The organism is Streptomyces sp. NPDC006259 (assembly GCF_042870975.1).
GTDB lineage: Bacteria > Actinomycetota > Actinomycetes > Streptomycetales > Streptomycetaceae > Streptomyces.
In genome coordinates this window covers 1137481-1149940 of the sequence record NZ_JBIAHY010000003.1, presented here as the reverse complement: position 1 = coordinate 1149940, position 12460 = coordinate 1137481, and the positions used below count along the sequence as shown (strand labels likewise).

8 protein-coding genes are annotated in these 12460 nt (G+C 74.5%); 4 read left to right on the top strand and 4 right to left on the bottom strand.

Annotated features, from left to right (window positions below; translation table 11 throughout):
* The first annotated feature begins 189 nt into the window (after positions 1–189).
* The 3 genes from ACFYO5_RS16340 (at position 190) to ACFYO5_RS16330 (ending at position 6431) form a co-directional block, all read left to right on the top strand.
* The gene (locus ACFYO5_RS16340) at positions 190–3216 is read left to right on the top strand and encodes an AAA family ATPase (protein WP_388709101.1); all 3027 of its coding nucleotides are present in this window, start codon (positions 190–192) and stop codon (positions 3214–3216) included.
* Between the two features lie 323 nt (positions 3217–3539).
* The gene (locus tag ACFYO5_RS16335) at positions 3540–4499 is read left to right on the top strand and encodes a threonine/serine dehydratase (protein WP_356567068.1); all 960 of its coding nucleotides are present in this window, start codon (positions 3540–3542) and stop codon (positions 4497–4499) included.
* A 270-nt stretch (positions 4500–4769) separates the two neighbouring features.
* Entirely contained in the window at positions 4770–6431 is a 1662-nt protein-coding gene (locus ACFYO5_RS16330; protein ID WP_388709099.1) for an APA family fibronectin-binding glycoprotein, read from the top strand.
* Here ACFYO5_RS16330 and ACFYO5_RS16325 read toward each other — a convergent pair.
* Positions 6428–7897, bottom strand: coding sequence for a serine hydrolase domain-containing protein (locus ACFYO5_RS16325; RefSeq protein WP_388709097.1), 1470 nt, complete (start codon positions 7895–7897; stop codon positions 6428–6430). The genes ACFYO5_RS16330 and ACFYO5_RS16325 overlap by 4 nt on opposite strands.
* Positions 7898–8002: 105 nt before the next feature.
* On the opposite strand from ACFYO5_RS16325, the gene ACFYO5_RS16320 reads away from it, so the two are divergent.
* On the top strand, positions 8003–8974 hold the full coding sequence (locus ACFYO5_RS16320) for an LLM class F420-dependent oxidoreductase (protein WP_388709095.1): 972 nt from the start codon (positions 8003–8005) through the stop codon (positions 8972–8974).
* Between the two features lie 221 nt (positions 8975–9195).
* Here ACFYO5_RS16320 and ACFYO5_RS16315 read toward each other — a convergent pair whose 3' ends face one another.
* The 3 genes from ACFYO5_RS16315 to ACFYO5_RS16305 form a co-directional block, all read right to left on the bottom strand.
* Positions 9196–9693 carry a DUF6328 family protein gene (locus tag ACFYO5_RS16315; protein WP_388709093.1) on the bottom strand — a complete coding sequence of 166 codons (498 nt, stop codon included), beginning with the start codon at positions 9691–9693 and terminating at the stop codon, positions 9196–9198.
* Positions 9694–9776: 83 nt separating this feature from the next.
* Entirely contained in the window at positions 9777–10760 is a 984-nt protein-coding gene (locus tag ACFYO5_RS16310) for an aldo/keto reductase (RefSeq protein ID WP_356567076.1), read from the bottom strand.
* A 288-nt stretch (positions 10761–11048) separates the two neighbouring features.
* Positions 11049–12260, bottom strand: coding sequence for an FAD-dependent monooxygenase (locus ACFYO5_RS16305; protein ID WP_388709091.1), 1212 nt, complete (start codon positions 12258–12260; stop codon positions 11049–11051).
* Positions 12261–12460 lie beyond the last annotated feature (200 nt).

Below are 12460 nucleotides of genomic sequence, written 5' to 3'. Positions count from 1 at the left end.
CGGGACGTTGAAAGCTGGACCGCCGAGAGCCGGACCGGCGAGAGCCCGGACGTTGAGAGCCGGACCGCCGACAGCCGAACTGCCGAGTCGTGTTCCGCCACCTGGTGTACCGCTGAGTCGCCGAGGTGCGGAATCCGGGCCGTGCTGCTCGCGGGCGGGGTCGACGGTGTCGCGTGCCAGGATGGAGCCGTGCCACCCACAGCGTTCGACACCCCGTTCATCGGCCGGGACGAGGAAGTCGCCCGGCTCTCCGACGTGCTGGAGCGCGCCCGCGCCGGGGAGGCGCGGGCGGTGCTGCTCGCCGGGGACGCCGGCGTCGGCAAGACCCGGGTGCTGGCCGAGATCGCGGCACGCGCCGCGCGGGCCGGCACGACCGTGCTGACCGGGCACTGCGTCGACCTCGGCGACGTGGGCCTGCCCTACCTGCCGTTCACCGAGATCCTCGGTCTGCTCGCCGCGGACGCACGCTTCGCCGCCGTCCTCGCCGAGCATCCCGTCGTCGACCGGATGCTCGGCGGCGGGCCCCACGACGCCGTGCGGGACCTGGGCGGCCGGCTCCGGCTGTTCGAGGGGATGGCGGGCCTGCTCGCCGATCTCGCGGAGGTCGCCCCGCTGCTGGTCGTGCTGGAGGACCTGCACTGGGCGGACGAGTCCTCGCGGGACCTGCTGCGGTTCCTGCTCAGCCGGGGCGTCCTGCAACGGCCCGCGGGCGGTGCGCCCGCCCACCGGCTCGCGGTGCTGGCCTCCTACCGTGCGGACGATCTGCACCGCCGGCATCCGCTGCGGCCGCTGCTGGCCGAGCTGGTGCGGCTGCCGGGCGTGGAACGGCTGGAGCTGCGGCCGCTGGCGGACGCCGAGGTGACCCGGCTGGTGCGGGCCCTGGAGGACCGCCCGCTGCCGGAGGTCACGGTGCGCCGCATCGTGGCGCGCGCCGAGGGCAACGCGTTCTACGCGGAGGAGCTGCTCGCCGCCACGGACGACGAGGCGGACGGGGTGCCGAGCGGGCTGGCCGACCTGCTGCTGATCCGCGTGGAACAGCTCTCCGAGACCGCCCAACTGGTGCTGCGGACGGCGGCCGTGGCAGGGCGGCGGGTCGAACACGACCTGCTGCGGGACGCGATCGCGCTGCCCGAGGACGAGCTGGAGTCGGCGCTGCGCGAGGCCGTCGGCCGGCAGCTCCTCGTGGCGGGCGCGGGCGACACGTACGCCTTCCGGCACGCCCTCGCGCGTGAGGCGGTGTACGCCGACCTCCTCCCGGGGGAACGGGCCCGGCTGCACGGCGCGTTCGCCCGGCTGCTCGCGGCCCGCGGGCACCGCGCCGAGACCGCCGCCGAGCGGGCCCACCACTACCGCGAGAGCCACGACCTGCCGGAGGCGCTCGCCGCCTCGCTGGAGGCCGCCGACCACGCCCAGCGGGTGGGCGCGCCCGCCGAGGAGCTGCGCCATCTGGAGACCGCGCTCGACCTGTGGCCCGTCGTGGACGCCTCCGCCCGGCCGTCGGGCGAGGGTGTCGACCGGGTCACCCTCATGCTGCGGGCCTCGGCGGCGGCCGCGCACGCCGGTCAGGGGCACCGCGCGGTGTCCCTGACCCGCGCCGCGCTCGCCGGGGTCGACCAGGACGCCGACTCGGAACTCGCCGCGCGCGTGCGGTACACGCTGGCCGGCACGCTCCTCGGCGTCGACAGTCTCACGGCCGCCTTCCGCTACAGCAGCGAGGCCCTGGCGATGATCCCCGCCGAGCCGCCCTCCCCGACCTGGGTGTGGGCCGCGGCCACCCATGTCCTGACGGCCCGCCAGGTGGGCGAGAACGACATCGCCCTGCGGGTGGCCCGCCAGGCGTTCGGCGTCGCGGCCGAGCTGCGGGTGACCGACGCGCAGGCCGATCTGCTGATCTCGCTGGCCGTCCTGGAGGGCGGTGGCCGGCGCTCCCCCGAGGGTCGCGAACGCCTGCGGGAGGCCCGCGAGCTGGCCCGGCGGGCCGGCAGCGCTCCGGTGGAGATGCGGGCCCTGTTCAACCTGGCCATCGGCTGCTACGAGGCCGGGGAGTTCGAGGAGTGCCTGCCCTGGCTGGCGGACGGCCTGGACCGGGCCCGTCGGGCCGGACTGCTCTCCTCGCCGTATCCGATGGAGATGCGCTATCTGCAACTGCTGCTGCTCCACACCCTGGGCCGCTGGGACGAGTGCGTGCGGACGGCGGCGACCGACCTGGCCCTGCTTCCCGCGGCGGGCGGGTACGCGGCCGGGCCCGCGCTGTACGTCGCCCTGGCCCGCGGTGAGGCCGGTGTGGCCGAACGGGCACGGGCCGTGACGGAGGACGCCCCCGACTGGATGGCGTCGCTGGTCGCGGCCGTCGTCCTCACCGACGAGGCGGCCCTTCGGGGTGACGCCGAGGCGGCCGTGGCGCAGCTGCGGGCCTCCCTGGAGGCGCTCACCGACGACGCGGGCGGCCGCCCGGACGTCACCGTCCGGCTCGTCGCGCTCGCCCTGCCGCCGGTCGCCGACACGGCCGCCTCGGCGCGCACCCGCGGCGACGAGGCCACGGCGGCCCGCTGGTCGGCGGTCGCGGCCGAACTCGTGGACCTCGCACGGGCGGCGGCGCGGCGCGGCCAGAACGGGGCGCCGCAGGGTCCGGAGGGGCAGGCCTGGCTGGCACGTGCCGAGGCCGAGCGGGCGCGAGCGGTCGGCGAACCGGACGTGGCGGCGTGGGAGTCGGCGGTGGCCGCCTTCCGGTTCGGCGACGTCCACGAGCGGGCGCGCTGCCGACTGCGACTCGCGGAGGCCCTGCTGGCCGCCGGCCGGCGCGAGGAGGCGGCGGCCGAGGCCCGCGCCGCCCGGGAGACCGCCGTACGGCTGCGGGCGACACCGCTGCTGGAGCGGGTGGACTCCCTCGTCCGGCGGGGCCGGCTCGCGCCCGCCCCGCCCGGCAGGGGGGCACCGGCCGTCCTGACGGCCCGAGAGCGGGACGTCCTGCGGCTGCTCGCCCTCGGGCGCAGCAACCGGCAGATCGGCGAGGAACTCCTCATCAGCGGCAAGACGGCCAGCGTCCACGTCTCCAACATCCTGGCCAAACTGAGCGCGGCCGGCCGCACGGAGGCGGTGGCGATCGCCCACCGGGAGGGACTGCTGGCGCCGGAACGGGAGACGGGTAGCGGTACGGGCGGTAGCGGTACGGGAGGTGCTGGTACGGGCGGTACGCGGAGAGGGGCCTCTCGCTGAACTCGGATGGCGGGGTCACCGGGAACGCCTGCACGCAACTCCTGGGTGGCTGACGCCTGATGAGCCCGTGGGCCCCTCTGCCCCGTCGGCTCGGCCGGGGCCGGGCGGCGGCGCTCGCCGCGGTGCGTCGGCAGACGCCCGCCGCAGGTCCGGCGACCGCCGAAGGCGCCGTGCCGCCCGCCTCCGCGGCGCCTTCGGCGGTCGCCGGACCTGCCGGTGCGGCACGGCCTCCGGCCACCGCCCGGCCCTCGGTTGACCTGGGCCACCGCCGCGCGACAGGGTGCGCACAGCGCGCGGCACAGCGCGCGGGAAAGGTGGTCGTCTTGATCGGCATCACGGACATCGAAGCCGCGGCGGAACGGATCGCCGGGCACGTCGTCCGCACCCCGACGCTGTCCAGCCCCGGACTCTCCGGGCTGCTCGGCGTCCCTGTCACCGTCAAGCTGGAACTCCTCCAGCGCACCGGTTCCTTCAAGGCGCGCGGTGCCACGGCGAAACTGCTCTCCCTCGGTGCGGCGGAACGGGCGGCCGGGGTGGTCGCGGTGAGCGGCGGCAACCACGGGATAGCGGTGGCGGTCATGGCCGCCGCCCTCGACGTGAAGGCCACGGTCGTCATGCCGCGTTCGGCGCCCGCCCGGGCCGTCGAGATCGTCGAGGAGGCGGGCGCGTCGGTACGGCTGACGGACGGGATGGGCAGCGCCTTCTCGCTCGTCAACGACCTGCGGGACGAGGGACTGACCCTGGTCCACCCGTTCGACGACCCGGTGGTGGTGGCCGGCCAGGGCACGGTCGGCCTGGAGTTCGCGCGGGACGCCGAGGATCTGACGGACGTCCTGGTCAGCGTCGGAGGCGGCGGGCTGATCTCCGGTGTCGCCACGGCCCTGCGGGCGCTGCGGCCGCAGGTGCGGATCTGGGGCGTGGAGACCGAGGGCGCGGAGGCGATGGCGGAGGCGCTGAAGGCCGGAGGGCCGGTACCGGTGGAGGTGTCGTCCATCTCCACCACGCTGAGCGCGCCGGCCGTCGCGCCGCTGACGTACGAGCATGTGGCGGCGCTGGTGAGCGAGGTGCTCGTGGTGCCGGACCGGGAGGCCGTACGGGGCTGCCTGGAGCTGGCCGAGCACGCCAAGGTGTGGACCGAGCCGGCCGCCGGGTGTCTGTTGCCGGCCGCCCGGCGGGTCGTGGAGCGGGTGGGCCCGGACGCCCGGCTGGGACTGGTGGTGTGCGGGGGCAACGCGTCGGCCGCGGACATGGCTTCCTGGGTCGAGCGTTTCGGTCTGCGCTGAGTCGTGGAAAACGCCTCGGCGGCCGTCGTCCGGGAATGCGACGACGGCCGCCGCGGGGTGTTCGAGCGACGCGCGGAGCGCGATTACCGCTGGTTACACCCCCCGCCGGACCCGAAGCGATTTCCTTTCCTCGCACATATGACCGGTGTTTTGGCTCGCTCTTTTGAATGAAAGACAGAAATCCCGCCGGAGTTGCGGATCCCTTGAACGCACACCCTCTCGATCGCCGTACCACTGGGAAAGGGTGAACAGCCGGGGGTTCAGCGAGGGATGACCATGGTCAAGGCGCACGTCTCCACGCACGAGTTGGTCGCCGGTCGCTACCGGCTCCTCGACGTGGTCCACCGCGAGACGAACCGCGTCAGTTGGTACGGCGAGTACGCCGACGAGCCGGCCGGCGCCGGCACCCGGCCCTGCCTGGTCACCCGGATCGGGCTGCCGGCGGGCCTCGGCGAGGAGGAGGCGCACCGGGCCGCCGAGCGCGTGGTGCGGATGTCCGAGACGATGGCGCGGGTGTGCCCCGGCCGGGTCGCCACCGTCCTGGACGCCCTCGCGGAGGCCGGGTCGCTGTGGACCGTGACCGAGTGGATCGACGGCCTCCCCCTGGGTCAACTGATCGAGCAGCGGCGGGTCTTCCCGTACACCCGCGCCGCCCGGATCGGTCTCGAACTGCTCGACGTGCTGGAGGCCGCGCACGGCGAGGGCATCACCCACGGGGAGCTGAGCCCCGGTCAGATCTTCGTGCGGGCCCGCGGTCCGGTCGTCGTCACCGGCTTCGGCCTCGCGGGCGCCACCCTCGCTCCGCGCCTCGCGGCCCCGTCGTTCGCCTCCCCCGAGCAGGCCCGGGACGAGCGCATCGGTCCCGCGGCCGATCTCTGGGCGGTGGGCGCGATCCTCTACACGATGGTCGAGGGCCGGCCGCCCTACCGGGACCGGGACCGGCCGGAGGGCACGTTGAAGGGCGTGGACCGGCTGCCGTTGCGCACCCCGCTGCGGGCCGGTCCGCTCGGACCCGCCGTGCAGGGGCTGCTGCGCAAGGACTCGCGGGAGCGGATGACCCGGCCGGTGCTGCGCCAGAGCCTCGCCCGCGTCCTGGACGAGGACCCGCACGCGGCGCCCGCGCCCCGGCCGCGGCGCGCGTACGCCGTCGCACGGGTCGCCGGTCCGCGGTGGAGCGGGCGGGCGGTGGCGGCCGCGACCGCGCTGGCCGTCGTCACGGTGGCGGTCGCCGCCCTCGCCGCGACGGGCCAGCTGCCCGGCACCGAGGACCCGGCCTCGGACGGGGCCCGCTCCCGCCCGGCCGCGCCCAGCGCCCCGGCCGGCGAGGACGGCTCCGACGGAGTCACCGACGTGCCGACGCCGAGCCCCAGCCCGCCGGCCCCCTCCTCGCCGCCCGCGGACTCCCCGAGCGCGCCCCCGACCCCATCACCCACGGCCGCCGCCCCGTCGGCCACGGCCGGTGCCCTGCCGGCCGGCTTCCGGGTGTACCGGGCGCCCGAGGGCTTCTCCGTCGCCCTCCCCGCGGGCTGGACCCGGCTGGACACCACGCGCTCCGGGGACCTCGCCTACCGGGTCACCTTCGGCGCCGGGGGCGACCCTCGCACCCTCGCGGTCACCTACAGCGAGGTCGTCGGACCGGACCCGGTGGCGGTCTGGCGCGACGACGTGGAGCCGGGCCTGCGCCGGACCGCCGGGTTCGAGCGCATCGGGGCGATCGAGGCGACGACGTACCAGGGGTACGAGGCGGCCGACATGGAATGGCTCGTCGACGTGGACGGCACCCGGGTGCGCACCTTCGGCCGCGGCTTCCTGCTCGGCGGCCACCGCGGCTTCTCCCTGCGCTGGACGACCCCCGCCGCCGACTGGGACACCACCGCCAACAGGCAGGCGCTGGACACCTTCCTCCGGACCTTCCGGCCGGGCAGGGGCTAGAGGTTCCGTCCGGGCGGCGCTCCTGTCCGGCCCCGCGGCGCGCGCAGCCGTCGCAGGGGTCCGCCGTGCAGTGGCTGGGTGGCCCAGCGGGCGGTGAAGGTCCGGTCCGGGAGGGAGCAGGTCACCCGGAGGCGGTGCGGGGTCTCCAGGAAGGCCAGGTCCGCGGTGAGGGTGCCGCCGTCGCTCCAGCCGCCGCTCGCCGCGAGGGGCACGGATCCCTCGGTCACCGTCCAGGCACCGCGGCCCAGGCGCGCCAGGAGGCGCTCGCCGCCCTCGTCGAGGACCAGCGCCCAGCCGTCGGCGTCCGCCGTGACGGTGACACCGGTGAGGCTCGGCTGGTCGGCGCAGACGTCGCCGTACGGGGTGAAGGCGGCTCCCGACCAGTGGCCCGAGCCGTTCGGCGGCGCCGGCCTGCCGGGGGCGGGCGGCAGGGCGAGGCCGGTGAGGCGGGCGGCGAGGGCCGCGTCGGCGTCCTGGCCGCCGGGCAGCGGGGCCAGGCGGAACGCCGGCAGGAGGTGTTCCCAGACGAGGTCCAGCAGTCCCTGCATGTCGGCGGTCGCCGCCGTCGTGGCGATGACGGCGTCGTGCTCGGGCAGGACGAGGCAGAACTGCCCGTAGGCGCCGTCGCCCCGGTAGCCGTGCCGGGACCGCCAGAACTGGAAGCCGTACCCGCGGTCCCAGTCCTGCCGGTCGGCCTCGCCCATGGCGCCCGCGGTCGGGATGTGCTCGCGGGTCGCCTCGGCGATCCACTCGGGTGACAGCAGCCGGCGCCCCTCCCAGGTGCCTCGGTCCAGGTGGAGCAGGCCGAGCCGGGCGATCGCGTCGGTGGTGCCGTGCAGGCCGCTGAAGCCCAGCTCGCGGCCGGTCCGGTCGGCCAGCCAGGCGACCTCGCCGAAACCGAGCGGGTCCAGCAGCCGGGGGCGCAGGTAGCCGGTCAGGGACTGGCCGGTGACTCGCTGGAGGATCGCGGCGAGGGTGTAGGTCGCGGGCTGGTTGTAGGCGAAGACGGTGCCCGGGTCGCGGTCCGGCGGCAGCAGCAGGAAGCCGCGCACGAGGTCGTCGGGGTCGAGCGCGCGGGCCCGGTCCAGGGTCTCGGCCTCGTGTCCGCTCGCCATCGAGGCCACGTGCCGCACCCGCATCGCGCGGCTGCGCGGGTCGGTGACGTCGGCGTCGAACTCCGGGAAGTAGGAGATCACCGGGACGTCGAGCCCGATCAGCCCCTCGGCCACGGCGAACCCGGCGGCCGTGGAGGTGAAGCTCTTGCTGAGCGAGTACAGCAGGTGCAGACGGTCCGGCGTGTACGGCGCCCACCAGCCGGCGGCCACGACGTGACCGTGCCGCAGCACCATGAGGCTGTGCGGCTCGATGGCCCCGGCCGTGTCGACGGCGTCGAGGAAGGCGAGGACGCCCGAGGCGTCGACACCTTGGGCGGACGGGGTGCTGGAAGGCAGGTCACGGGCTCTCATGCCCGCATCCTTCCCCGTGCCCCGACGACCTCGAGGGCGTTTCCCCGGACGTTTCCCGTCCCACGCGACCCGTTTCCTTCCCCGGCACCTGGGGACTCGCCACACATGGTGCGAATCGGATACACGATGATGACCGAACAGGCCGGTCCCCGTGACCTGGTCGACCATCTGGTGCGGGCCGAGCAGGTCGGTTTCGACTTCTCGGTGACCTCGGACCACTACTTCCCGTGGCTGCGTTCACAGGGCCATGCGCCGTACGCGTGGAGCGTGCTGGGCGCCGCCGCCCAGGCCACCTCGCGGATACCGCTGATGACGTACGTGACCTGTCCCACGTTCCGCTACCACCCGGCGATCGTGGCGCAGAAGGCGGCCACCATGCAGTTGCTGTCCGAGGGCCGCTTCCGGCTGGGGCTGGGCTCCGGCGAGAACCTCAACGAGCACGTGGTGGGCGGCGGTTGGCCGACCGTGGATGTGCGGCACGAAATGCTCGAGGAGGCCGTGCAGATCATCCGCGCGCTCTTCGAGGGCGGCCATGTGACGCATCACGGCACGCACTTCGACGTCGAGTCGGCCCGGCTCTGGGACCTGCCCGACCAGCCGCCCGAGATCGGCATCGCGGTCTCGGGAGAGCGGTCGTGCGCGCTCGCCGGACGCCTCGCCGACCTGGTGATCGCCACCGAGCCGAAGTCGGGTCTGCTGGAGGCCTTCGACCGGCACGGCGGCACGGACAAGCCGCGCGTGGGCCAGCTGCCGGTCTCCTACGACCCCGACCGGGACACGGCGGTGAAGCGGGCGCACGCCCAGTTCCGCTGGTTCGGCAGCGGCTGGAAGGTGAACTCGGAGCTGCCCCATCCGGACTCCTTCGAGTCGGCGACCCAGTTCGTCACCCCGGACGACGTGGTCGCCTCGATCCCCTGCGGCGACGATCCGGACGCCTTCGTCGAGGCGGTCCGCCCGTACGCGGAGGCCGGTTTCACGGAGGTCGCCCTGGTGCAGATCGGGGGCGACGCGCAGCCGGCGTATCTGGACTGGTCGGAGAAGACCCTGCTGCCCGCCCTCCGCGACGCGTTCGGCTGAGCTTCACGGCCCGCCTCGGCGCCTACCGCGACGCTCGGCGACCAGCGGCGTCCCGCCGTGGCCCTCCCCTTCCGACGGCGAGGTAGGTCGCGGCCTCGCGCAGGGACCGCGCGACGGACGTCGCGTGGGCCCCGGACGTCGGCCACGGGTCCAGCCTCGGTCGCGGGCGGCGCGGCCGGGCGGTCGTCCCCGCCCGGCCGCGCCGCCTTCCGCGGGGCCGCTCAGCGGGCCGTGTAGCGGCGCCGGGTCCACAGAGGGATCCCGAACCAGAACACCAGGTACCAGACGACCACCGCGGTGACCAGGTAGGGCACGAAGTCGTTGTGGGTGGCCACCCGCAGGATCAGCAGCAGTGCGGAGGTCATCGTGGCGAGCAGCAGCACCAGGCCGACGAAGGTCATCCGGGAGCCCCAGGTCACCGCCTGGGGTTTCACCCGGCGTCCGGAGACCAGACGGTGCAGGGAGACCGGTCCTATCAGGGCGCCGGTCGCGCAGGCTCCGATGACGACCGTGACGATGTAGATGGCCCGGTCGGTGTCCTCCAGGGTCGCGTAGCGCGGAGTGAATACGACGGTGAGCAGGAAACCGAAGAGGATCTGCACGCCCGTCTGGGCGACGCGGACCTCCTGGATCAGCTCGCCCCACATCCGGTCGGCTCTCTCGTCCTCGGTCTCGTTGCGCCCTCTGCGGCGCTCGGCCCCCGCTGCCGTGTCGGCCACGTGTCCTCCCCGGTTCGATTACATGTTCTCCCCGGCGAGTACCCGCTGATCGGCGTTTTCCTCCGCCCTGGTTGCGGGCCGGACTACCAGCGGCCCTCGACCTGCTCCTTGATCCGCCGCTCGTAGAGGTCCCGGACCGCGGCGAGGGTCTGCTCGGACAGCTCCGGCAGGCGGGCGGCGGCCGCGTTGGCGCGGGCCTGCTCGGGCGTACGGGCGCCGGGGATCACCGTGGTCACGCCCGGCTGCTGGACGATCCAGCGCAGCGCCAGCTGGGCCGGGGTGTACCCCTCGGGGGCGAGGGCGGAGAACTCGGCGGCGGCCTCGACGCCGGTGGCGTAGTCGACGCCGGAGAAGGTCTCGCCCTGGTCGAAGGACTCGCCGTGCCGGTTGTAGGTGCGGTGGTCGTTCTCCGGGAAGACGGTGTCCTTGGTGTACTTGCCGGACAGCAGGCCGGAGGCGAGCGGCACGCGCGCGATGATGCCGACACCGGCCTCGCGGGCCGCGGGGAGCACCTCGTACAGCGGCTTCATGCGGAACGGGTTGAGGATGATCTGCACGCTGGCCACGCCCGGCCGGGCGATCGCGGTGAGGGCCTCGGCGCAGGTCTCCACGCTGACGCCGTAGTGGGCGATGCGCTCCTCCTCCACGAGGGTGTCGAGGGCGTCGAAGACTTCGTCCGTGGAGTACACGGGGGTGGGCGGGCAGTGCAGTTGCACGAGGTCGACGCGGTCGACGCCGAGGTTGCGGCGGGAGCGGTCGTTCCAGGCGCGGAAGTTGTCGAGGACGTAGTTCTCGGGGATCTGGTCGACGCGGCGACCCATCTTGGTGGCGACCAGCACGTGCAGGTCGGGCCGTCCGCTCAGGAAGGCGGCGATGGTCTGCTCGCTGCGGCCGTCGCCGTACACGTCGGCGGTGTCGAAGAAGGTGACGCCCGACTCGGCGGCCGCCTCCAGTACCGCCAGGGCCTCCTTGTCGTCGACGTCGCCCCAGTCGGCGCCCAGTTGCCAGGTGCCGAGACCGATGACGGATGCGTGCTGACCAGACCTGCCGAATGTGCGCTCGTCCATGGGGGCAGTCTGTCACTCGTCGCGGCCGGCCGCGGAACCGGGCGGTCCCACCCGCCACCTGCGGTTCGTCCATGTGGGGGGGCGGCCGGTGAGGTGCGGCCGCGGCGTCGGGCCGTGCCGGCCGGTGGTCACCGCCGGGGGGCCGTTCCCGGCTCGGGGAGGCGGGCGCCGCCGTCCGTCAGGGCGGGGCGGAGGGAGGCGGCAGCGGGTTCGGCAGGCGGGACGGCGCCGTGGTCGCCGTGGTCGCCGTGCGGGGCGCGCACGCGTTCCACGGGAGCCGGTCCCGGGCTACTTCCGGGAGGCCGGCTCGCCGGTGCGCGCGGCCCTGACGAGCCGGGGGCCCAGCCAGCGCTTGAAACGGCGCAGGGTCTCCAGCCGCCCGGCGGCCTTGTCGAGCCGGTAGTACAGCTGGGGTGGGACGTAGGGCAGCAGGGGCGAGTGGCGCTGGCCGAGCAGGGCGAACATCTGTTCCGGGGGCAGGTCGATGTAACGGGTGAGGTTCTCGTACCACTGGGCGCTGTGCCGGGCGGCGCTCTGCGGGGTCAGCAGGGCCGCCGTGCGGTCGCGCTCGTAGCGGGCCAGGGCCCGCGGGAGGTCGGGGCCGTCCCGCAGGGCGTCGGCGAGGGCGAAGGCGTCCTCCAGGGCGAGGGTGGTGCCGGCGCCGATGGAGTAGTGCGTGGTGTGGGCGGCGTCGCCGAGGAGGACGACGTTGCCCCGGTACCAGGTGCGGTTGGTGAGCGTGCGGAAGGTCAGCCAGGGGGCGCCGCCGTCCCCGCGGGGGCGGCCGATCAGGGGTCGGCCGTCGAGGATGTGCGCGAAGAGTTTCGCCAACAGCGCGGTTCCGTCGGCGTCGTCGGCCCGGTCGAGGCCGAGGCCGGCCCAGGTCTCGGGGGCGCATTCGATGACGCAGGTGCTCCGTCGCGAGCTGAACGGATAGCCGTAGCACCAGATCCAGCCGTGGCCGGTCTCCACGAAGGCGAAGGTGAAGGAGTCGAAGACCTTGGTGGTGCCGAGCCAGACGTACGGGTTGCGGCCGGGCGTCAGTGCGGTGCCGAAGTGCCGGGCGTGGTGGGTGCGCAGGGCGCTGTGCACACCGTCGGCGGCGACCACCAGATCCGCCTCGGGCAGGTTGTCGGGGGCGATCTCCCGCTCGTACTCCAGGCGTACGCCGAGTGCGCGGGCCCGCGCGGCGAGGATCTCCAGGAATTTGTGGCGGCCGATGCCGTGGCCCTCGTCGCCCGGCTGGCGGGTCACCAGGTCCCGTACGTGCGCGACGCCCTGGCTCCAGCGGACGGAGTGTTCCTCGACGGCGCGCGCCGACTCGGGGTCACGGGCGTGGAGTTGGTCGAGGAGTCCTCGCCAGTAGGTGACGCCCCAGCCGTAGGTCGATCCCTCCGGGTCCCGCTCGTGGACGGTGATGTCGTGGGACGGGTCCTGCCGCTTGAGCAGGATGGAGAGATACAGGCCGGCGGGCCCGCCTCCGACACAGGCGACCTTCACGCACACCCCCGGGAATGACGAATCGTGGTCAGTTGACGACGCACAGTAGCAGCCGGTAAGAGCGGTCACGGTGGGCGCTTCTTCGCGATTCCGTCACTTTCTCCACGTGAGCCACACCACCGGCGGAACGGCCGCACGCGAAAGATCACCGGAAGGGCCCCTTCCAGGGAAAGGAATTGCCCGTTCCGCCCTGCGGGCAC